The following is a 22,104-nucleotide window of genomic DNA, read 5'->3' as shown; positions in this document are numbered from 1 at the left end:
GCTGATAGTTTATCGTCTGTAGAAAATTTAGTCATAGAAAAAACTGCACCTCCAATCGTTAGTTGTGTCTAACAATTGGGGTGCAGTTCAAGCTTTTCGCTGACGGTTCTTCTTTTTCGTACTATTCTTCTTCGTACTCACTCCATTGGAACGATCCGCTTATGGCATCTACGTAAGGCCAGCCTTTGCTCGTATCCAAGGTATAGACGAGTGTAAGATAAGGAGCTCTTTCTCCGTAAAAAGTCGTCCAGGTATAACTCAGTTCTAACGGTATATTTTTGCCCAATATTTCAGCGGCCTGTTGCTCTGTCACAGTTGGTTTTAGTACAGGATAAGTGCGATCCTTGATTGGCAATGATGTCTCCATACGCACAACATGTCCTGTTGCGACATCGACCATTACCCAATAGTAGTTATCGATGATAGGTACACCATGGTGCAATTGTTTAAAGCTAAAACCGTATAGTCCATTTGATGACTCCACATCCGTCCCTTCTTCTTCGTACAGCTTGATCATCCAATCCGCCAATGGTGCATCTTTTTCTGGTTCAATGATTTCTACTTGCCAATCCGCTGCTTCCACATAAGGCTCTATAAAGGCAATCGCTTTTTGCATAGCCTGTTCTTCTGTCAGTGGTACCGGGATCTCTTCCGTGATTGTCCAATTATTCGCCATGGAAACCTGTCCAGTCGACTTGTCAACGGTAAGGGAAGCGAATCTGTCTTGATATTCTTCTGTCCAATAATGAGCGATATTGTCCCCGTACTCTTCCTTTTTATAGTGGGAATAAGCCTTCTTCGTATCGACCCCAAACAAATTTACTACGATTTTTTCTGCCTCCTCTGCACTATTGGCAATGAGTGGCTTCGCCTGGGGTTTTATCGTGACGTTCTTATGATTGGTAGCGTTGCGTTTCCCATCCTCTATCTGGGTACCACGCTGGCCATCGATCTGCTTGCCCGATATTGCGTCAAAAACAGGAGACGTCCTCAAAATGTACTCCAAAGTGGGCTTACCGTCTTTCCCTTCCCCTATATAACCGTAATCAAGACGGTCAGGCGTGAAAATTTGCTTTTGTATGGCTGCTGGTGACAAAGCTTTTTTCGGATCAGGAACGCTTGCCCCCTTCAAATCAATAGGATTGAACGTTAACTCTACGAGATGTCCTGCATAATCCGTGACCACTCTTATGCCAAAATCGCTTTCGTCCAACTTCAAGCCATTCAGCAAGGCAGGATAATAAATCAACCGATATACAGCATCCTCATCGAGGGGGGCATCTGGGTTATTGTCCTCTTCGGCTTGGTATAATTGGGGAGCACCTGTTAATTTTCTTTTATCTGCCCCCAGCAACTCCTGCACAAACGTTTCAGCCCGTTGCAGGATCACTTCGTCCGTTGCTTTTTCCGTTTTTCCCTTGTTCCCATTGTTGATGGAAACTTCGAGGCTAATCAACTCTCCGGTTTTCCGATCGAAATATACAGTCGCATTCGAGTATTCATCGTCCGGTTTTTCCATATACAGTCTCACTAGGTTTTCATATCTTTCGACAACCTCGACTGACCGTTTCGTCAAAACCTTAAACCCAGGCTCCAGCTTTTCCAAGGTAGCCACAACCTTCTCTGCACCAGCAGGCAGCTTGACTTCGCTTGTCGTAGTGGATGCTGTGCTTTTCATGATCGTTTCAGGAGTTGCAGCCAAAGCCTGTGTACTTGCTCCCAGTAGCATCGCTGTGAAAACGAATGCGGTACCCTTCCATTTATGCTTCATCACGATTCTCCTCATCTGCTATGATGTTTGGATTGATATCTCTTCTTTTATTTTCGGATAATTCCACACGATTTTTCAGTTTACAAAAAAGCAGCACTCTCCTCCTAAGAAGAAAGTGCTGCTTGTCTATGTGCCCTACAGGCTGTTCAATACTTCCGAAATCAACTTGTTTACCATTCCCGGGTTTGCTTTTCCTTTGGTTTGCTTCATGACCTGACCTACGAAGAAAGCTGCTGCTTTTTCGTTTCCAGACTTGAAGTCTGCCACGGCTTGCGGGTTGGAATTGACCGCATCGACGACGACTTGACGCAGAGCGCCTTCATCGCTAATTTGGACAAGTCCTTTTTCTTCGACGATCTGTTTCGGCTCTTTGCCGGTCTCGACCATCTCTTTGAAGACGGTTTTGGCGATTTTGGAGGAAATGGTTCCGTCCTCGATCAGCTTGATCATCTCACCCAAGCCTTTTGGTGTCATTTTCACATCGGCAAACACCAGATTGTTGGCGTTGAAGTGTGCCAACAGGTCAACCATCAGCCAGTTCGCTACTGACTTCGGCTCTGCTCCTGTTTTCACAGTCTCATCAAAGAAATCAGCCGTCTCCTTGGAGATCGTAATGACTCCGGCATCATCCTTGGACAAGCCAAATTCGTTCACATAGCGCGCCTGACGTGCATCTGGCAACTCTGGAATGGTTGCGCGAACTGCTTCAATCCACTCCTCGGAAATCTGCATGCGAACGAGATCAGGGTCTGGGAAGTAACGATAGTCGTGCGCTTCCTCTTTGGAACGCATCGTCAACGTCTTCTTGTTCGCTTCGTCCCAACGGCGCGTTTCCTGAACGACTGTACCACCAGAAGTGAGGATCTCTGACTGACGCAACACCTCGTACTCTAGCCCCATTTGTACATTGCGGAAGGAGTTCATGTTTTTCAGCTCTGCTCTGGTTCCGAATTCCTCTTGATCGTATGGACGGATCGAAACGTTGGCGTCGCAGCGCAAGGAGCCTTGTTCCATACGGACGTCAGATACTTCCGTGTATTGAATGATTGCTTTCAGCTTTTCCAAATACGCACGCGCTTCTTCTGGCGTACGGATGTCTGGCTCGGAGACGATCTCTAAGAGCGGCACGCCTACGCGGTTGAAGTCAATCAAGGATTCTGCGCCAAAATCACTGTGCGTCAGCTTGCCCGCATCTTCTTCCAGATGCAGACGAGTGATGCCAATGCGCTTCGTCTCACCGTTTACTTCGATGTCGATCCAGCCATTGTAGCCGATCGGCTGGTCAAACTGCGAGATTTGATACGCTTTTGGCGAATCTGGATAAAAGTAGTTCTTGCGGTCAAACTTGGTCTCGCGGGAAATCTCGCAGTTGAGGGCGAGTGCTGCTTTCATCGCGAATTCTACCGCTTGCTTGTTCGTTACAGGCAGTACACCTGGATGTCCCAAGCAAATCGGGCATGTATGTGTATTCGGCGGTGCACCAAATTCAGTCGGGCAGCCGCAAAAGATTTTACTGTTGGTCGATAGCTCGGCGTGAACCTCCAAGCCAATGACGGTTTCGTACTTGCTCATGCTCTTACCCCCTCACCCATTCCGGTTTGCGCCCGTAGAAGCCTGCTGTTTGCTCATACGCATGGGCTACGCGCAATACGGTGGATTCGTCAAATGCACGACCTACGATCTGCAAACCGATCGGCAGACCGTTTTTGGAGAATCCGCACGGCACGCTGATCGCTGGCAGTCCCGCCAGGTTTACAGGAACTGTGCAAATATCTTCGAGGTACATTTTCACCGGATCGTCTACGTTTTCGCCTACTTTGAAAGCCGTAGAAGGCGTGGTTGGATGCAGGATCACATCGTAGTCGGCAAAAATGTTGTTGAAGTCCTGAATGATCAGGGTACGCACCTGCTGAGCCTTTTTGTAGTAAGCGTCGTAGTAACCAGACGAGAGCGCGTAGGTTCCGAGCATGATACGGCGCTTCACTTCTGGACCAAAGCCTTGGCTGCGGGATTCCTTGTACAGCTCGATCAGGTTTGCCGCATTGTCTGCACGTACACCATAGCGTACGCCGTCAAAACGAGCCAGGTTGGACGAAGCCTCAGACGAAGACAAGAGGTAGTAAGCTGGCACTGCATATTCCGTGTGTGGCATGGAAACCTCGCTCCATGTAGCACCCATGCTCTCCAGCTGCTTCAACGCTGCCAGAACAGCATCGCGAACCTCAGGGTCAATCCCTTCTCCGATCAACTCTTTCGGTACTCCGATACGCAGTCCTTTTACATCGCCAGTCAAGGCAGACAAGTAATCCGGAACTTCCACATTGGCAGAGGTAGAATCATATTCATCATGTCCCGCAATCGCTTGCAGCACATACGCAGAATCCTCAACGTTTTTCGTTACAGGTCCGATTTGATCCAGCGAGGACGCGAACGCAACCAACCCGAAACGAGATACGCGTCCATACGTAGGCTTCAAGCCGACAACGCCACAAAAAGCAGCAGGCTGACGGATGGAGCCACCTGTATCAGAGCCGAGTGTGAAGTAAAAATGACGGGCAGCCATTGCTGCCGCAGAGCCACCAGAAGAACCGCCCGGAACGTAGTCGGTGTTCCACGGGTTTTTCGCTGGGAAAAAGCCGGAATTTTCGTTGGAGCCGCCCATCGCAAACTCGTCCATGTTCAGCTTCGCAACAATTACAGCATCGGCATCCTTCACCTTTTTGGATGCAGTCCCGTCGTGGACAGGATCGTAGTTCGCCAAAAATTTGCTCGCGCAAGTGGTGCGTATGTCTTTTGTAACCAGGTTGTCCTTCAGTCCGGCAGGCAAGCCGTAGAGAAGACCCAGCTCCTCATTTCCCTTGACCAGACGCTCGTCCAATTGACGGGCATGAGCCAAAGCTCCCTCTTCATCTACATGCAGGACGGATTTGATTTCTCCATCATGCTCCTTGATGCTCGCGATGGAAGCCTGCACCAGATCCGTTACCGAAAGTTCTTTTGCGCCCAGGGCGCTATGTATCTCAGACAATCGCTTGTCAAACAGCGACACAGTGGGTTCCTCCCTTCTCGTTATCCAGTAGGTTATTCGAATACAGCCGGTACTTTAAACTGTCCGTCTTCGTGATCCGGTGCGTTTTTCAGCACGTCCTCACGCGGCAGCGACGGTCTGTTTACGTCTTCGCGCATGACGTTTTTCACGTCTGTAGCATGGCTAGTTGGCTCAATATTGGATGTATCGAGCTCATTCAGCTTGGCTGCAAAATCAAGAATCGCATTCAGGTCTTTTGTGTACCGCTCCGCTTCTTCCTCAGTAAGCTGCAAACGGGCCAAATTAGCTACGTGTTCTACTTCTTTGCGAGTAATGGCACTCATTCTTTCCACCTCCGAATCGTATCACATAACTTTGATCTTACTTGAAAAGAGCAGGTTCAGTCAATTTTCGCAGGGATTTCAACAGTGGAAACAAATAATGTTCTCGACAAAAAAATATTGATCGATTATTAACCAATAAAAACTTTGTTCGGCTGTTGTGGTGGGGAGGAAACAGGAGAAAACGCTCAGCTTCTTGGAACACCCGCTGTGGGATTGACTGCCCGCCTCCATGCAAAAAGCGAAACCGCGTCCAAAGTAGTCCTTTCAGGATGTATTTCAGAGGTGGACGCTTAAGAACATGTTTCGCTTTTTGCATTCCGTCTCGGTCGGTGTACCAAAGATCTTCGCTTTTTTCTCCTGTTTCCTCTACGAGCTTTCCGAGTTAATCGTTTTTTATAGAAGTGAAAGAACGAAGAACCTATTCAGTTACGACAGAGAAGAATATTTCCAGACGTAGCGACTTGTGGAGTCCTACCAAGCGGAGAAGGGATGAGCGGGCCACTTTTGCGTTTCCCCGCGAATCCCTTCGGAGCGGGCAGTCTTAGCCCTCAGCAGGACGGAGCCTGGAGCCTAGACTGGAAATATTCTTCTCCCCACCACAGCCACATCTACTAGAAAACTTCAACTACTAAGAAAAACAAGCCCAAGGCATTTGCCCTGGACTGTGCGTCTGTTATCTCTTGCTATTCCGCCTTCTTTTTCGCCAAGGCCTGCCCCATCAAGAGAGGCTTTCCTTTTTCAACGCCTGTTGCCCAATCGAGCTCGTTGGACTCCAATAGCAAAATAACGGTTGATCCAAATTCGAACCAGCCCAGCTCCGCCCCTTTTTCATAACGAGGTGTCCCAGCAATCTTCTCGTGAGTTTGGCGACCGTGCTTGATGTTCGTCGTAGCTGTGTTGTAGCAGACCTTCACGCTGCCTACAAACAATGCCCCTACTTTAACCAAGGCCATATCGCCCAGGTCGTCTGTTTTGATGTGAGTTACCAAGCGTTCATTGCGGGCAAACAAACGGTCTACGTTTTCAATCCCGAGCTGGTTGACTGGATAGAGTTTGCCAGGCAAATAGCAGTAACAGCTCAAATCGCCAGCTACTGGCATATGAATCCGGTGGTAGTCTCTTGGACTCAAATAAATAGTGATAAATTTACCACCGTAGTAACGCTTGGCCTCTTCCTCCGAACCGCCCAACAGCTCAATCACGCTGAACTCTTTTCCCTTTGCTTGAATCAAGGTCCCTTCGGAAATGTCACCTAACTGCGAAACGGTTCCATCTACCGGGCTGACGATCGTATCTGTGTCAGGTGCAATCGGTCTCGCGGCAGGCTTAAGACGACGCGAAAAAAACTCCTTCAGTGTACGGTATTCCGAAACCGGCTTTTCTATGATGGACGTATCAATTTCATAATGCTTTATGTATCGTTGAATAGCTAATCGACTAAAGGGAGTAGCGGTAATTTTACCCATAGTCCGTGACATCGCGTTTTGTGGCAAGCGATGGATGAGACCTGGGAGCAGCTTTTTGCCCATAAGAAATGCTCCTTCGTAAAAAAACAATACCCTTACTTTACCACTTCTGCTAACAGCCAGTAAACCCCGCACTATTACCAGAGGTTCATCATTTTCTTCGACAGTCTTGCTATACTATAATCATTCTAACAAGCCAACTATCAGTGGTTGTTCAAAAAATCGACTTTTTGAACACACATTATCAGGAGATATCGGTTATGGTGAAGAAGATCGATTTTACTACACTCGTCAGTCAACATGGTGATATCCTAACCAGTCTATTCGACCATATGTCGGACATGTTCTTTCTCATGGCTGTCGAACAAGCTGCGGACGGGGAGTATCAGTTCCGCTATGTCTTGATGAATCCATCCGCTATGCACAATGCTCAATTGTGCGAGGAAGCATACGGCAAAACGTTGGAAGACGTTTACCCTCATGAGAAAGTCAGCTTATTGCAGCACATGTACACACAGGCAGTAAAAAGCGGGAGTCCGATCCACTTTACCGCCAATGGGGACATAGTTGGTGAATCCATTCTTTCTCCTGTCTACGATAGTAATGGCGTATGTACGCATGTATTTTCCATTACCCGCGATGTTACTGAGCGAACAAACCTGGAGTCACAGCTGGCCTATATGGCGTATCATGATGTGCTCACTGGATTGCCTAACAGGCGTCTCCTCTCCGAAAAGCTCCGTCAAGCTCTGAGTGCTGCCCAATCAAAAGAGGAGATAGTCGCTGCCCTCTATCTGGACTGTGATCGATTTAAGGAAATCAACGATACGTGGGGACATGACACAGGGGATCTGTTTTTGCAGATGCTGGCTACACGCCTCAAGTCATCTGTTCGAGATGGAGATATCGTTGCACGGTTGGGTGGAGACGAATTTGCCATCGTCCTGACTGGCATTCACTCCGAGGGTCAGGTTGAAAAAATTGCTAACCGCATCCTGCTTGCGACGCAAGAACCATGGATGATCGAGGACCGGGCCATTCCGTTTTCCACTAGCATAGGCATTGCCCTCTACCCGGCATCGGCAAGCGAAGCTGAACAACTGTTGAGCAATGCAGACAAAGCACTTTATCAGGCCAAAAAGACAGGGCGTAATCGATTCTCTTTCTATGACCCCATTGATTATTGACTGTAAAACAAAAACACAGCCAAGACGGAGAACAGCAAGCTCACCACATACAGGATCATGACGGTTTGCTTCGTAGACAGCCCCCTAGACAGGAGCCGATGATGGACATGCCGACGATCCGCTTGGTACATGGGAGAGCCTGCCAAAAGCCGGCTGATGATGACCTGTATAGTGTCCATGACGGGCAAGCCTACTGCTAGCACAGTCACGACTAACGAAATGAGCGTTGCCCCTTTCATCGTTCCTTCCAATGAGATCACGCCGAGAGCGAATCCCAAAAACATCGATCCCGCGTCGCCCATAAACATTTTTGCCGGATAGAAATTAAAGCGGAGAAAAGCGAGTGCAGCACCTGCCAGTGCGACTGCCAATAATGCTGTTAATTCCTGACCTTTGATCATGGACAAAAAGAACAAGGTTACCGCTGAAATCACCGTTGCACCTGCTGCTAGTCCGTCCACACCATCCAAAAAATTTACCATATTGATCAAGCCAACAATCCACAGGACGGTCATCAGCAGGGAAGCAAGGATAGGAAATGAGATATACGTCCCTTCCTCTCCCCCCAACCACATCAAATTGATTCCCCGAAAGCGAATATCCATGAGGAATGTCATCGTGGCTACCAATAGCTGCACGATCAGCTTCGGCAGTGCGGGAAATTCTTTTTTCTTCGACTTGTACGTATCGTCTACCCATCCAATAGCCACCAGCACGGCTCCTCCAACTGCCAAAACTGCAACAGTTTTTTGCGCCCCTGCAAAAAAAGTTGACACCAATAAGAGACCGACGAACATCGCTAAACCACCAGATAATGGGATCGGTCTACTATGTCCCTTTCTCCCCTTTGGCATATCTAGCAGCTTTGTTTTCCAGGCCAGCCAATTCGCTACTGGCATCAACAAATACACAACAAAAAACGAGGAGAGTCCTGACACGATATAAGTAAACAGCTACCCTCACCTGCTTTGCCCTTCATTTTGTCTTTAGTGTGGACAAAATGGGAACAAAAAAGCCGCCCCTGTAAAAGAGGCAGCCTTTCTTATTACGAAGCTTACAGTTTTTCGGAAACCATTTTTGCTTGTGTGAAGAGCAGGAGGTAGTCTGGTCCACCCGCTTTGGAGTCTGTACCGGACATGTTGAAGCCTCCGAATGGATGTACGCCTACCAAAGCGCCTGTGCACTTGCGGTTGAAGTACAGGTTACCTGCATGGAACTCTTCGCGAGCGCGCTCCAAGTTCTCACGGTTGCGGCTGATGACAGCGCCAGTCAAACCGTACTCGGTGTTGTTCGCGATTTCCAATGCATGATCGAAATCGTTTGCTTTCGTGAATGCTACCACTGGGCCAAAGATTTCTTCTTGCATGATGCGAGCTTGTGGATCTACATCTGCAAATACAGTTGGCATGATGAAGTAGCCGGATTCTGGACCTTTTTCGCCACCTGCAACCAGTTTGCCTTCTGTTTTACCGATCTCGATGTATTCGAGGATTTTGTTGTAAGCTTTCTCGTCAACTACAGGACCTGTGTAGAAATCGTTGGTTCTGATGTCGCCTACAGTCAGTTGTTTTGTCAGCTCTACTACGCGGCCCAGTACTTGATCGTACACGTCTTGGTGAACGATGGCACGGGAGCAAGCGGAACATTTTTGACCGGAGAAGCCGAATGCAGAAGCCACGATGGACTGTGCAGCCAATTCGATGTCGCTGTCGCTGTCAACCACGATGGAGTCTTTACCGCCCATCTCAGCTACCAGACGCTTCATCCATTTTTGACCTGGACGGTGTTTCGCAGCCAGCTCGTTGATACGTAGACCTACGTCACGGGAGCCTGTGAAGCTGATGAAACGAGTCAGGTTGTGTTCTACGAGGTAATCGCCGATTTCGCTACCGGAACCTGGTGCGAAGTTCACAACACCAGCTGGTACGCCAGCGTCTTCGAGGATCTCCATGAATTTCGCAGCGATAACTGGAGTGGTAGAAGCAGGCTTCAATACAACAGTGTTACCCGCTACGAGAGCTGCTGTCGTCATACCAGCCATGATCGCCAGAGGGAAGTTCCAAGGCGGGATTACGATACCTACGCCAAGTGGAACGTAGTACAGTTCGTTGTCCTCATCCGGAATACGTGGCAAGTCATGGCGCTGGGACAGCTTATCCATTTGACGGCCATAGTATTCCATGAAGTCGATTGCTTCTGCTGTGTCAGCGTCAGCTTCTGCCCAGCTTTTTCCTGATTCTTTTACGAGCCAAGCAGAGAACTCATGCTTGCGGCGACGCAGGATTGCTGCTGCTTTATACAGATAGCGGGAACGCGATTGTGCAGGCACTTTTTTCCATGTTTCGAATGTGCTAGCAGCTGTTTGGATCGCTTTTTCAGCCAGTGCTTGGTCAGCCTGGGAAACAACGCCCACTACTTGTTCTTTATTAGAAGGGTTGAAGGAGCTAGATTTCTTTTCAGTTGTGATGCGTTCGCCGCCGATGATAAGCGCATACTCACGGCCAAGCTCACTTTCTACCTTAGCGAGCGCTTCTTCAAATGCCTTTTTATTTTCTGGCAGACTAAAATTGGTGAACGCCTCGTTTTTGAATTCCACTTGCATCTGTGACGCCTCCTTATCGATATCTTCCATGTTCGGATCACTCATAAAACATATGCAAGGATCATACCAACAAAACAATTAAAAGCTCGACTCTATTAGTGTTTGCATTTTTGACGAAAAATCACCGACAAGATTCAAGAAGTATACCGAACACTTTTGTACACGCTTCGTTCAACATTTCACACATTTGTTCAATCCACTATCTTTTGTGTACAAAAAAACACCCGAACTCGTCACCTTCTTAGGCGATCATTCGGGTGTTTTGTGCTTTTCCTTATTGTCTGTAAATATGCATATACGGCTCACCACTTGTCGGTCGAATATAGAGCGACAATGGTTTGTTCATCGACTGTACGTACATGTTCACGTGAACGTTTTTGTCGAAGAGCTGATTAATGCTTCCTGCTGCAAATTGCGTAAACTGCAATACCTCTGTTCTGGAGTCATACTCTGCCGTAGCTGTGATTGTCATTTCCGTTAGCCTGCCATCCATGAAGCGCCCCAGACCAGTCATCCCGATGTACTCACCGAAATAACCCTTAGACTGGCGCATGAGCTTATCGTACTGCAAGGCCACCTCTGGGTACTTTTTCTCAGCCTCTGAGCTTGGGAATAGTAAAAATTCCTCTTCAATCGGCAACCACTTGGATACAGTCGCTTCATTCGCCCCTACTGTTCCTGACATGATAAAGTTCCCAGGCACCAGGGAAGAATTCGCTTCCGGTACTTGATACATCAAAATCAGTATCGGAACCTGCGGGCTGTTAGCACGTACAGACTGCACAATACGAGCTGCGACCTGCTGACCTTTTGCCTGCAATTCCTGCGTCGTGTACACCTTGTCTTGACCGGTTGCATCCTGGTAGTTGGGCGAGAGTGACAAGCCCAACACCATGCCAACCAAGCTCTTATCCTTTTTACTCAGGTAATCGTGCTCCAACACGTGTACCAGAATCCCACTCTTCTTTTTCCCGTTTGCTCCGCCCGTCTTTTCCTGTGCGATCCACTGGGTTACTTGCTCCTTTTTCACCACTTGACCTTCTTGGAAATAATAATCGGACGTCGGGAACGTCTCCCGGGCAAACTCCATCAGGCCTAATTCAAGATGATTGAAATCGATGCGATATCTCGTATTAGCAAGCATTCCTCGTGTCTGGTTCGGCTGGTACGGGGTAATGCTACCGTAGTAATCCTCGGATACTTCCACTACCTCCGACAAGGACGGTGTAGTAGGCTCAGGAGCTTTGTCCTTGCCCCCAGGTATCAACGAGCAGCCAGTCAATGCCATCACAAGAAGTAAAGCTGTCAAGAACCTGCATCCTGTCAAAAACTTCACTTTCATAGATTACTCCTTTTCGTATCCAAAAGTGGGCGATGTACAAATCATTCGTTCCACTTGATCCACCGATTGTCTTCGAGCTTGTAGATCAATGCCGATTCGCCAATTCCCACCCATTTTGTATCCTCGCCCCCTGAAGCAATGACAATCAGCTTTTCTGGTGAGCGAGCATCAAGCAAACGCCATTCGCCCTTGATTTTCTCATAGATACCTTGTTCGGTTGCGACAGCGAGAGTGCCAGTTCGTCTGTTAATGGCGAGCGAATAGATCTGCTGTGCTCTAGGAATCGCCTCTGTCTTCCATTGCCCCTCTTCATTATAGAGCAAGCTGAATTGGGCCGCTACATAGAGACGGTCTTGTTCTGGATCAAAGTCCATGGCAAATACTTCCTGATCCATCGGTTGCCACAGGCTCCATGATTGGGCCTCGTCCGTCGATTGATAAATGCCTTCACCCGAGACAAAGGCAAACAGACGTACTTCGTTTCCTTGGCGAATCCCCACAAAGCTGCTGATATTCGCAGGCTCTGGCAACCCATTGTTGACAGAAGTCCACTTTTTACCGCCATCTGTTGAATGAAGAACCCCATCAATTCCACCGACAAATATTTGCTTTGGATCATCCGGGTCCACAAACCAGCCTTCGATTGTATACTGCTCTAAATCTGTCGAGAGAGATCCCCACGATCCACCACCAGCCGAGCTATACATCCCTGAATTGGTACCAACCCATATTTGACGAGCATCATCGGTCATCATTAGATTGTGAATGGTTGCTCCCTGCTCCAATACGTCCTGATAGGTCAAGTTCCCTTGTAGAGCAGCAGCCGTAACTGTTGGAGGATTCGTATTGATTTGTTCACTGCCAGTACTGCTGCTACTTCCACAGCCAACCAATTGCAGCATGGCTATTGCACCGATTCCCCATTTCAGGAAGCTATTCATGCTCTTCACGTCCCTTCCCTTACTCATCCGTTGTCGCCACCGTTTTCTTAGGCGTTGCTATCCAATACTTGCAGGAAGCCTGCTTCGTCCATAACAGCCACGCCTAGTTTTTCTGCCTTCTCCAGCTTGGAGCCGGCCTTTTCTCCTGCAATCACCAGGTCTGTCTTTTTGCTGACGCTGCCTGTTACCTTGCCACCCAAGCGCGCAATCGCTTCCTCTGCCTCCTGCCGCGACATTTGCGTCAGTGTGCCGGTCAAAACGATTGTTTTGCCTGAGAATGGGAGGTCTGTGCCAGTTTCAATGCGGATTCCTTTGTACTCCATGTTCACTCCGGCCGCTCGCAGTCTCTCAATAACAGCCTGAGCCTGCGGCTGTGCGAAGTAGTTCACGAGACTCGCAGCCATTTTCGGCCCGATCTCATCGATTTGCGTAATCTCTTCTTCGGATGCCTGCATAATGGCATCGATATTGCCAAAATGCTCCGCGAGAACACGTGCCGCCTTGGCTCCGACCAAGCGAATACCAAGACCAAACAATACGCGCTCCAGCGAGTTTTCCTTGCTCGCTTCAATAGCCGCGAGCAAATTATCTACAGACTTTTCACCCATGCGCTCCATACCCAGTAGAACATCGCGCTGCTGGTGCAAATAATACAAGTCAGCGACACTGTGGATAATACCGTCGCGATAAAGCTGTGCGACCACTTTTTCCCCCAAGCCGTCAATGTTCATGGCAGTTCGGGACACGAAATGAATCATGCCTTCACGGATCAGTGCCGGACACATTGGATTGATGCAGCGCAGGGCCACTTCTTCTTCCAAGCGTACCAGCTCGCTCCCACATTCTGGGCAATGCGTTGGCATGGCAAACGGTACTTCATTTCCAGTGCGACGCTCAGGCAAGACGGCGATAATTTCCGGGATAATGTCCCCTGCTTTTTTGACGACAACATGATCGCCGATAAGAAGACCTTTTTCCCGAATAATATCTTCGTTGTGCAAGGAAGCACGCTTCACGGTCGTACCTGCCAGACTGACTGGCTTCAATAATGCAGTCGGGGTGACACTCCCTGTACGCCCCACGGATACTTCAATACCTTCGAGAATCGTAACTGCTTCTTCAGCAGGGAATTTGTATGCGATGGCCCAACGCGGACTTTTCGCAGTAAATCCGAGCTCCTCCTGCTGAGCGTAACTGTCGACCTTGATTACCATGCCGTCGATTTCATAAGGCAAATGAGGACGTTTCTCTGTCCAGCTTGCAATAAAAGCGAGCAGTTCATCGATGTCGTCAAATACACGTCGCTCCTGATTCACCATGAAGCCAAGCGTCTCCAGCAAATCAAGGCCTTCACTGTGCGATTCCACTGTCTCCCCCTGCAAATCGCCAATGCCGTAAATAAACGTATCCAGCTGACGGGATGCGGCAATCTTCGGATCGAGCTGACGGAGTGAACCTGCTGCGGAATTGCGCGGATTAGCAAATAACGCTTCTTCACGCTCCTCGCGCTCTTTGTTCAGCTTTTCAAAAGCTCCTTTGGACATGTATGCCTCACCGCGAACCTCAAGGGTTAACGGCTTCGTCAGGCGCAAAGGAATAGAACGAATCGTTTTCAGGTTTTGTGTGATGTCTTCGCCTGTTGTTCCGTCTCCACGTGTAGCTCCGCGGACGAACAGCCCATTTTCATAATGAAGTGACACGGCCAGACCATCAATTTTCAGTTCAGCTACATATCGGATAGCCTGACTGCCAACGGCCTGACGCACCCGGCGGTCAAAATCCCTGATATCCTCCTCATTAAAGGCGTTGCCGAGACTGAGCATCGGTGTCTTATGAACGACCTTTTCAAAGAAAGGCAGTGGTTCTCCACCTACACGTAAGGAAGGAGAATCCGGTGACTGCAAATCAGGGAAGCTGGTTTCAAGCTCTTTTAGCTCCCGCATCAATTGATCGTATTCCTGATCAGAAATCTCAGGTCGATCCTCTTCATGGTAAAGACGGTTATGCCGCTCAATTCGTTTCGCTAATTCTTTCATTTTTGTTTCCGCCGTCAATCGATCCATCTCGTTCATCCTTTCTTACTCAAACCTGTTCAAAAAGTTGTCTTTTCAGCACCAAGATAATGGCGAGAACCGCACGAAGGAGGAGCGGAGTGTAGGTACCTACATGAGCACCGGACTTCGAAGGTGAACGCCATTATCGATGCGAATAAGCTTCCCGGACTGCTTCGTGATCAAAAGACGACTTTTTGAACTACCTTTTTTGCGATTGGCTGTATTTGCATTTGCACACTATCCTTTTTGAATAGGGGCGAACTTCGCTAATAGCTTTTTAATGCCAGTCGGGCTTGGGAAAGCAATGTCGAGCTCCATGTCGTCGCCCGTTCCTTTTACTTTGACGACCGTACCGTTGCCCCATTTGCCATGCGCCACTCTATCGCCAACCTTCCAATCAACGCCTGCTCCTTGACCGTGTCCAGGCAGTTTTTCACCCGCCGGACGGGTAAACGTAGCAGGTGTGCTGCTTGCAGTTCGCTGACCCATGCCAAATTTCGGAGCAGAGCCTGCTTGTGAGGAGGGAGCTCCAAACGGTCTCGCTCCCGTATCACGTCCGAATGCACTGCTATCACGCTGTCCAAATGCACTGCTGCGTCCACCGCCGAAGCCTCGGTCTGCTGTCGCTGGATTTCCTTCCAACAGCTCAGCCGGAATTTCTTGCAGGAAGCGAGACGGCGCATTCACATTGGTCCGTCCAAACAACGTCCGCATACGGGCACATGTCATGTACAGACGTTCCTCCGCCCGTGTAATTCCTACATAAGCCAGACGGCGCTCTTCCTCCATCTCAGCGTCGTCAAACAAAGAGCGGCTATGCGGGAAGACACCTTCTTCGCAACCAACCAGGAACACAACAGGGAACTCCAGCCCTTTGGCACTATGCAAGGTCATTAATACAACCTGACCCTCTGCCGATACTTCCTCCTGGGCACCGTCATCTCCCAAGGAATCAATGTCTGCCACCAGCGCAAGGTCGGTCAGGAAGGCAAGCAAGCTCTTGTCTTCATTTTTGCGCTCGAACTCCTGCGTTACAGACAGAAACTCCTCGATATTCTCCAGACGTGCCTGTGCTTCCAGAGTTTTTTCTTCTTTTAAAGAATCGCGGTATCCAGAGCGCTTGAGCACCTCTTCCACCAGCTCAGTCACACTCAAGTAATCGGTCATTTGCATCAAACTCGAGATGAGATCGTTAAAGGACAGGATCGCATTTGTTGTGCGTGAAGGCAGCCCCATGTAAGCCGTCTCCTGAATCGCTTGGAAAAGGGACTGACCATTTGCGTTCGCATACGCTTGCAGCTTATCGACTGTCGTATCCCCGATATTACGCTTCGGTACGTTGATAATGCGCTGCAAGCTGATATCGTCATCCGGATTGGAGATGAGACGCAAGTAAGCCAAGATGTCCTTAATCTCTTTGCGATCGTAGAACTTGGTTCCGCCGACGATGGTGTACGGAATGTTCGACTTGATGAAAACTTCCTCGACCACGCGGGACTGTGCATTCGTCCGATATAGGACCGCAAATTTGTCGTAGCGCTTGTACTGTGCCATCTGCTTGCGAATCGTATCGACAATAAAATACGACTCGTCATGCTCGGAATCGCCCTGGAAGCACATGATCTTGTCGCCACCCGGATTCTCCGTCCAGAGCTTCTTTTCCTTGCGCAGCTTGTTGTTGCCAATGACCTGGTTCGCCGCCTGCAAAATCGTTTTGGTGGAGCGATAGTTTTGCTCGAGCTTAATGAGCTTGGCTTCGGGATAGTCTTTTTCAAAGTTTAAGATGATCGAGATATCTGCCCCGCGCCATTTATAAATACTTTGGTCAGCATCCCCCACACAACATACATTTCGATACTTGTCTGCCAGCATGGAAATCAGAAGGTATTGCGCCCGGTTGGTATCCTGATACTCGTCAACGTGTATGTAACGGAATTTCTTTTGATAAAACTCCAATACTTCCGGCACTTCTTTAAACAGACGAACCGTTGTCATGATCAGATCGTCGAAGTCCAGCGACTGGTTATTTCTCAGCTTTTTCTGATAAGCCGTGTAAACCTTGGCTACCACTTGTGCAAATGCATCGCCCGCAAGACGCGTATAGGTTTCTGGATCGGTCAGCTCGTTTTTCGCTCCGCTGATCGCAGCCAAAATCGAACGCGGCTCATACTGCTTCGGATCGATGTTCAATTCTTTTAAACATTGCTTGACGACAGACAACTGGTCACCGGAATCCAAAATGGAAAAGCTGCGATTGATGCCAAGTCGGTCGATATCCCTGCGCAAAATCCGCACACACAAGGAGTGAAATGTCGACAGCCATGCATCCTGCGCTGCCGCCCCACCAATAATGGCAGCCACACGGTTTTGCATCTCCCGTGCTGCTTTGTTGGTGAAGGTGATCGCCAAAATGCTCCAAGGCGCTACCTGTTTGGCACTGATTAGGTAAGCGATGCGCTGTGTCAGTGCTTTGGTCTTGCCGCTACCCGCACCGGCCAGAATCAAGACGGGGCCTTCTGTTGTAAGCACTGCTTCCCGCTGCTCCGGGTTCAGGCCTGCTGTGATACGATCTGCAAAAGACATATGTATAAATCCACCTTTCCACGTTCCCTCGACGAAAGCATATGTTCCTATTTTCGCACAGATCGCAGTGGAGTTCCAGTTCGTATCCCGAACAGGAAAGATCATCCTTTCGGCAGCAATGGCTCGTACATCAAATACGCCCGATTCTGCGTCAGCCATTCTTGCTCCACCCATTCTCCTTCCAGCGAGTAAACATCACGATACAATTCATTCTTCCGCTCATACCCGCCCCAAATCGAAGGGCGGATCTCATGTTCTTTCTCGATAATGACATACGTCCGTGTCGGTGGCATGTCTGAACGCCATTCCCCTACCAAATGTGTATCGGTCAGGTAGACATCCAGTTGAAAGGGCTGATGCGTCTGGTTGGTGATTTGCAGATCCAGATAGTTATAGAAACAAGTCGCTCCACTTCCGAACGGCTGAGTCCGATTCGAATCGGGAAAAACATCGTAGCTATGTCGATGCCGTTCCGTCACTGTCAATGGCGTATGCAGAGTCATCCAGTACAACAGATTCGAGAGCTGACAAAGTCCTCCGCCAACTCCGGCTGTGACGCGTCCCTGTGAGAGCAGCATGCCCTCTACATAGCCTTTGCTACGGGTCGGCTTGCCAATCTGCTTCCAGTATGAAAAGGTTTCCCCGGGATGGATGATCAATCCGCCTAGTCGTGCAATCGCCAGACGCAAATTGATCACTTTGTTGTGCTGCATCCACATTTCCACGTTCTGCAATGGGCGTAACAAAATCGTTTGATGAGAATAATGGACATAACGCAACAATTCGCTTCTTTTCTCATGAGCGAACCTCGTTTGACCAAATGTCCATTGTACATACCTTTTCCAACGAAAATAAGCCATGCCTGCTGCCAAACGCCACTTTCCCCGTGCGATCGGTTTCATTACCCACCCCGACTTCCTGATTATTACAATAGACGCAGGAATTTGGTAGGAAGTTGCGGTTGGATACTGGAGAGTCCCACACTTCTTACACTTTTGTAAGCGAGACGTAAGCAAACACCATTTCTCCTCCATTACCGCATGAGCTAGGATAGGAAAAGTGCGCGATCGGACGACTAACAACGAGAGAAGGAAGTGATGGGATTGAAAGAAAACGCACCTACCATGAACCAACGAATTGATACACTAGATACCGTACGGGGCTTTGCCTTAATGGGCATTCTCCTCGTCAACATCGTGGCATTGCTATATGCGCAAACACCTGAACCAGGAAGTGTGGACCACTGGCTGTTCCAGTTTTTCAATTTCTTTGTGGAATCTCGCTTCTTCGTGATCTTTTCCTTCTTGTTTGGCGTGGGCTTCTATATTTTCATCAGTCGAGCAAAAGAAAAAGGCGCCAACAGCACCGTTTTGTTCATTCGGCGTCTGATTGCGCTACTCGCTCTTGGCTTTGTGCATAAAATGTTTCATCCTGGCGAAGCACTCTTCATCTACGCCATCTTCGGATTCATCTTATTGCCTTTTTATCGATTGAAGGCGCAAACCAATCTGATCATCGGCCTACTACTATCTATCGCTGTCTGCGCTACCGGTTTCAAGCCGCTTTTGGTACTTCCGTTGTTTATTTTAGGACTTGCTGTCGGACAGTACGGAGTATTCCAAGATATTCCAAGGTTTTTGCCTGTGATCAAAAAAGTGCAGGGAGTGACCTTCGTACTTTCGTTACTCGGGTTGTATGTACAATACCAGCTAACTCCGGCCGATCCGTCTATGGCTGGTGCGAACCTAGTTGTGGATGAAACGATATCGGAAGAAACACTTCAGCAGCTAATGAACTACACGATTGCCTTGACCTCCACAGGTCTTGTCATGGCTGCCTTTTACACAACGACCTTGATTCGGGTGCTGCAAAACAAAACCGTCCAGACCATTCTCTCTCCGCTGACCAGCTACGGTCGCATGGCTTTGACTAACTACGTCGGACAAACCGTATTGATCCTTGTGGGAAGCTACTTGTTCGATTGGTTTGGCAATCTCGGCTACCTGCAAACGACACTGATCTGCCTTGGTATCTACGCGGTGCAAATGGTTTTTAGCGTACTCTGGCTATCTGTTTTCCGCATGGGGCCACTTGAATGGGTATGGAGATTATTTACGTATATGAAAATCACACCGCTGCGAAAATAAACAATCGAAGACCCCAGAAAAGCTGCCTAACAGCTGGACCGGGGTCTCCTTTTATTTTTTGGCCAAGTATTTGCGAATGTCAAAAGCAACGGCTGCCACAATGATCAGTCCTTTGATAATGAGCTGCCAATACGGGCTGACTCCGATAAACGTGAGACCGTAGTTGATGACGCCAAAAATCAGGACACCCGCAAGCACCCCCGGAACAGTCCCAATTCCGCCAGACGTCGAGACTCCGCCTACTACACAGGCTGCAATGGCGTCCAGCTCGTACATGTTACCGTAGTTGTTCGTCGCGCCACCTGTCCGTGCTGCCTCCAGGACACCTCCGAGTCCATACAAGGCACCAGCAATGGCATAAATAATCATGAGGTTGAAGGCGACGTTGATCCCGGAAACAGTTGCGGCCTGCATGTTGCCTCCGATGGCGTACATGTTTTTACCCAGCCGTGTTTTGTTGAAGATCACCCATACGATGAACGCTACCATGATCGCAATGATGACAATATACGGGATCGAATACGGGCCACTCGGGCCGATGTACCCTGTCCCAAGATGATTGAAGTCACTGCGCAGTCCAGCGATTGGCTGCGATTGATTGGGCTCCATATCAAAATAGATGGAGTTGAAACCGTACACAATGACCATCATGCCTAGCGTGGCGATAAAAGGTGGCACACTGAAGCGAGACACAATAATGCCGTTGATCAAGCCAACCAGCAAGCCCGCAGCAATTGCGATGAGAATGGGGATAAATAGCGGTAAATCGGGTAAATCCGGGAAAAACCTCCGCGGATAGTCTTGGCTTTGCAGCATCGAGGCGGAGATGACAGCCGTCAATCCGACCACTCGCCCTGCAGAAAGATCCGTTCCGCCTGTAATCAGAACAAACGCAGCACCCAAGGCGATAATGGCGCGAGTTGAGGATTGCATCAAAATATCCCGAAGCGTTGTAATGGAAAGAAAATTGGAATCGTAAATCGCAATTCCCGCTATCAATAAAACCAGAACGATATAGATGGCGTGTTGCGTAACAAAGCCTTGCACCTGTTTAGCAGACAACTGAGACATGCCTGGTCCCCTCCTTTCTCATGCAAGATGTTTGGTAGCGAGCCGCATGATCTCTTCTTCGGTTGCCGCTGTACCTGACAAAAAACCTGAAAGCTTACCTTCGCACATGACCATGATCCGATCTGACATTCCAAGCAACTCCGGCATTTCCGAAGAAATCATAATGATGCCTTTTCCTTGGCTCGCCAGCTCCGCGATGATGGAATAGATTTCGTATTTGGCGCCGACATCGACTCCACGCGTAGGTTCGTCCAGCAATAAAATATCCGGATCAGTCAATAGCCACCGCGCCAGCAGAACCTTTTGCTGATTGCCTCCTGACAGGTTTTTGATCAAGGCTTTCATAGAGGGTGTCTTGACGCGGAGCATCTCGATACTTCGGCTGACATCCGCTCTTTGCTTGCGCTCATTGAGGAGCAGAAAAGGTGTTTGGTAACTGGTCAAATTCGCGATTACCGTATTTTCCAGAATCGATAAGACAGGAATGATGCCAGTGACTCGTCGCTCTTCCGTCAAGAGCGCCATTTTGTACTTCTTCGCATCCTTCGGTGATTTGATTCGTACCTCCTGACCGTTGATCGACACTTTTCCTGCTGACACCGTGCGCAGTCCAAACAATGCCTCAATCAGCTCTGTTCGTTGTGCACCAACGAGGCCGCCTACACCCAATATTTCTCCTTTTCGCAATTCAAACGATACGTGCTGAAATGACTGGGAAAATGGGGAGCTCAGTCCTTCTACCTTCAAAATCGCATCCCCTGGCGTATTGGATCGACTCGGGAAACGCTGCGTCAGGTCCCGTCCGACCATTTTAGAGATGATCAAATCTGTCGTCAGTTCGGCAGCCCGCCATGTTCCAATGAGCTTGCCATCGCGCATGATCGTCACGTCATCCGCAATCCGTAAAATTTCTTCCATCTTGTGTGAAATATAAATGATGGCGACACCTCTGCTCTTCAGTTCGCGGATAATCGCAAATAGCTGCCTCACTTCGTTTCCCGTCAAAGAAGACGTTGGTTCGTCCATAATAATCACTTTGGATTGGTAGGAGACTGCTTTGGCAATTTCAAGCGACTGTACCTTGGATACAGACAAATCACGGACAATCGCATGCGGATTCAAGTCCATTCCCAGATCAGCAAACAGCTTCTTTGTATCCGTAAGCATTTTTTTCTCATCCACAATCGGAAAAGGACCGATTCTTTTGACCGGAAAACGTCCCAGCCATATGTTTTCCATGACATTGCGAAAGGGCACCGGATGCAGCTCTTGATGAATCATGGAGATGCCATGTGCCAGTGCGTCCTTTGAGTTGTTCATCGTCACCTGCTCATTGTTTAACACGATTTCTCCCGCATCTGGCCTATATATTCCGAAGAGACACTTCATCAGGGTCGATTTGCCTGCTCCATTCTCTCCCATCAGGGCATGAACAGTTCCGGCACGGACTTTTAGCGTGACATCGTCGAGTGCTTTGACTCCTGGAAACTCCTTATGAATGTGGTTCATTTCCAACAAAAACGCTTGCTGGACCATGCGAATGCCCTCCTCTTTGCAAAATCATCCCC

16 protein-coding genes are annotated in these 22,104 nt (G+C 48.8%); 2 read left to right on the top strand and 14 right to left on the bottom strand.

Translation table 11 applies throughout. From position 1 onward, the window contains the following. Positions 1-121 precede the first annotated feature (121 nt). The 5 genes from ACFYU8_RS24650 to asd all read right to left on the bottom strand — a co-directional run bounded on the left by ACFYU8_RS24650 (position 122) and on the right by asd (position 6,672). Positions 122-1,771 (bottom strand): YcdB/YcdC domain-containing protein, encoded by a 1,650-nt coding sequence (locus ACFYU8_RS24650; RefSeq protein WP_390304501.1) that lies wholly within the window; start codon positions 1,769-1,771, stop codon positions 122-124. Between the two features lie 135 nt (positions 1,772-1,906). Beyond that, positions 1,907-3,343 carry an Asp-tRNA(Asn)/Glu-tRNA(Gln) amidotransferase subunit GatB gene (gene gatB, locus ACFYU8_RS24645; RefSeq protein ID WP_390304503.1) on the bottom strand — a complete coding sequence of 479 codons (1,437 nt, stop codon included), beginning with the start codon at positions 3,341-3,343 and terminating at the stop codon, positions 1,907-1,909. A 4-nt stretch (positions 3,344-3,347) separates the two neighbouring features. Further along, entirely contained in the window at positions 3,348-4,820 is a 1,473-nt protein-coding gene (gatA, locus tag ACFYU8_RS24640; RefSeq protein ID WP_390304505.1) for an Asp-tRNA(Asn)/Glu-tRNA(Gln) amidotransferase subunit GatA, read from the bottom strand. 32 nt (positions 4,821-4,852) lie between these two features. Next, positions 4,853-5,143: an Asp-tRNA(Asn)/Glu-tRNA(Gln) amidotransferase subunit GatC gene (gene gatC, locus ACFYU8_RS24635; RefSeq protein ID WP_007717539.1), complete on the bottom strand. Its 291-nt coding sequence runs from the start codon at positions 5,141-5,143 to the stop codon at positions 4,853-4,855. A 683-nt stretch (positions 5,144-5,826) separates the two neighbouring features. Further along, positions 5,827-6,672 carry an archaetidylserine decarboxylase gene (gene asd / locus ACFYU8_RS24630; RefSeq protein WP_390304507.1) on the bottom strand — a complete coding sequence of 282 codons (846 nt, stop codon included), beginning with the start codon at positions 6,670-6,672 and terminating at the stop codon, positions 5,827-5,829. A gap of 197 nt (positions 6,673-6,869) precedes the next feature. On the opposite strand from asd, the gene ACFYU8_RS24625 reads away from it, so the two are divergent. Next, positions 6,870-7,796 carry a diguanylate cyclase domain-containing protein gene (locus ACFYU8_RS24625; protein ID WP_390304509.1) on the top strand — a complete coding sequence of 309 codons (927 nt, stop codon included), beginning with the start codon at positions 6,870-6,872 and terminating at the stop codon, positions 7,794-7,796. On the opposite strand, the gene ACFYU8_RS24620 is transcribed toward ACFYU8_RS24625, so the two are convergent. The 7 genes from ACFYU8_RS24620 to ACFYU8_RS24590 all read right to left on the bottom strand — a co-directional run bounded on the left by ACFYU8_RS24620 (position 7,790) and on the right by ACFYU8_RS24590 (position 18,220). Further along, on the bottom strand, positions 7,790-8,695 hold the full coding sequence (locus ACFYU8_RS24620; protein WP_390304511.1) for an MraY family glycosyltransferase: 906 nt from the start codon (positions 8,693-8,695) through the stop codon (positions 7,790-7,792). The genes ACFYU8_RS24625 and ACFYU8_RS24620 overlap by 7 nt on opposite strands. Before the next feature lie 155 nt (positions 8,696-8,850). Beyond that, positions 8,851-10,398: an L-glutamate gamma-semialdehyde dehydrogenase gene (gene pruA / locus ACFYU8_RS24615; RefSeq protein WP_390304513.1), complete on the bottom strand. Its 1,548-nt coding sequence runs from the start codon at positions 10,396-10,398 to the stop codon at positions 8,851-8,853. Between the two features lie 274 nt (positions 10,399-10,672). Next, the gene (locus ACFYU8_RS24610) at positions 10,673-11,740 is read right to left on the bottom strand and encodes a CamS family sex pheromone protein (RefSeq protein ID WP_390304515.1); all 1,068 of its coding nucleotides are present in this window, start codon (positions 11,738-11,740) and stop codon (positions 10,673-10,675) included. Positions 11,741-11,781: 41 nt separating this feature from the next. Beyond that, complete coding sequence (locus ACFYU8_RS24605; RefSeq protein ID WP_390304517.1) at positions 11,782-12,708, bottom strand: WD40/YVTN/BNR-like repeat-containing protein; 927 nt, start codon at positions 12,706-12,708, stop codon at positions 11,782-11,784. 20 nt (positions 12,709-12,728) lie between these two features. Beyond that, a complete protein-coding gene (ligA, locus tag ACFYU8_RS24600) occupies positions 12,729-14,744 on the bottom strand; it encodes an NAD-dependent DNA ligase LigA (protein WP_390304519.1) in 2,016 nt (671 codons plus the stop codon). A gap of 228 nt (positions 14,745-14,972) precedes the next feature. Continuing rightward, positions 14,973-17,318, bottom strand: coding sequence for a DNA helicase PcrA (gene pcrA / locus ACFYU8_RS24595; protein ID WP_390304754.1), 2,346 nt, complete (start codon positions 17,316-17,318; stop codon positions 14,973-14,975). 101 nt (positions 17,319-17,419) lie between these two features. Continuing rightward, complete coding sequence (locus ACFYU8_RS24590) at positions 17,420-18,220, bottom strand: VanW family protein (protein WP_390304521.1); 801 nt, start codon at positions 18,218-18,220, stop codon at positions 17,420-17,422. A 195-nt stretch (positions 18,221-18,415) separates the two neighbouring features. On the opposite strand from ACFYU8_RS24590, the gene ACFYU8_RS24585 reads away from it, so the two are divergent. Beyond that, a complete protein-coding gene (locus ACFYU8_RS24585) occupies positions 18,416-19,465 on the top strand; it encodes a DUF418 domain-containing protein (protein WP_390304756.1) in 1,050 nt (349 codons plus the stop codon). A 51-nt stretch (positions 19,466-19,516) separates the two neighbouring features. Here the strand turns inward: ACFYU8_RS24585 and mglC are convergent, their stop codons facing one another. Both mglC and ACFYU8_RS24575 read right to left on the bottom strand, forming a co-directional pair. Beyond that, a complete protein-coding gene (gene mglC / locus ACFYU8_RS24580; RefSeq protein WP_390304523.1) occupies positions 19,517-20,536 on the bottom strand; it encodes a galactose/methyl galactoside ABC transporter permease MglC in 1,020 nt (339 codons plus the stop codon). Between the two features lie 18 nt (positions 20,537-20,554). Further along, entirely contained in the window at positions 20,555-22,072 is a 1,518-nt protein-coding gene (locus ACFYU8_RS24575) for a sugar ABC transporter ATP-binding protein (RefSeq protein ID WP_390304525.1), read from the bottom strand. Between the last annotated feature and the right edge of the window lie 32 nt (positions 22,073-22,104).

Source organism: Brevibacillus sp. NPDC003359 (genome assembly GCF_042878995.1).
GTDB lineage: Bacteria > Bacillota > Bacilli > Brevibacillales > Brevibacillaceae > Brevibacillus.
Note: the sequence above shows the minus strand (reverse complement) of the source record. Positions and strands in the feature narration are given on the sequence as shown.

Coding starts and splice junctions, on each gene's coding strand:
- ligA (WP_390304519.1), bottom strand. CDS start 14,744: ATGGATCGATTGACGGCGGAAACAAAAATGAAAGAATTAGCGAAACGA.
- ACFYU8_RS24625 (WP_390304509.1), top strand. CDS start 6,870: ATGGTGAAGAAGATCGATTTTACTACACTCGTCAGTCAACATGGTGAT.
- asd (WP_390304507.1), bottom strand. CDS start 6,672: ATGGGCAAAAAGCTGCTCCCAGGTCTCATCCATCGCTTGCCACAAAAC.
- ACFYU8_RS24585 (WP_390304756.1), top strand. CDS start 18,416: ATGGGATTGAAAGAAAACGCACCTACCATGAACCAACGAATTGATACA.
- gatB (WP_390304503.1), bottom strand. CDS start 3,343: ATGAGCAAGTACGAAACCGTCATTGGCTTGGAGGTTCACGCCGAGCTA.
- ACFYU8_RS24590 (WP_390304521.1), bottom strand. CDS start 18,220: ATGAAACCGATCGCACGGGGAAAGTGGCGTTTGGCAGCAGGCATGGCT.
- gatC (WP_007717539.1), bottom strand. CDS start 5,143: ATGAGTGCCATTACTCGCAAAGAAGTAGAACACGTAGCTAATTTGGCC.
- pcrA (WP_390304754.1), bottom strand. CDS start 17,318: ATGTCTTTTGCAGATCGTATCACAGCAGGCCTGAACCCGGAGCAGCGG.
- ACFYU8_RS24650 (WP_390304501.1), bottom strand. CDS start 1,771: ATGAAGCATAAATGGAAGGGTACCGCATTCGTTTTCACAGCGATGCTA.
- ACFYU8_RS24620 (WP_390304511.1), bottom strand. CDS start 8,695: ATGCCAGTAGCGAATTGGCTGGCCTGGAAAACAAAGCTGCTAGATATG.
- ACFYU8_RS24610 (WP_390304515.1), bottom strand. CDS start 11,740: ATGAAAGTGAAGTTTTTGACAGGATGCAGGTTCTTGACAGCTTTACTT.
- mglC (WP_390304523.1), bottom strand. CDS start 20,536: ATGTCTCAGTTGTCTGCTAAACAGGTGCAAGGCTTTGTTACGCAACAC.
- ACFYU8_RS24575 (WP_390304525.1), bottom strand. CDS start 22,072: ATGGTCCAGCAAGCGTTTTTGTTGGAAATGAACCACATTCATAAGGAG.
- pruA (WP_390304513.1), bottom strand. CDS start 10,398: ATGCAAGTGGAATTCAAAAACGAGGCGTTCACCAATTTTAGTCTGCCA.
- ACFYU8_RS24605 (WP_390304517.1), bottom strand. CDS start 12,708: ATGAGTAAGGGAAGGGACGTGAAGAGCATGAATAGCTTCCTGAAATGG.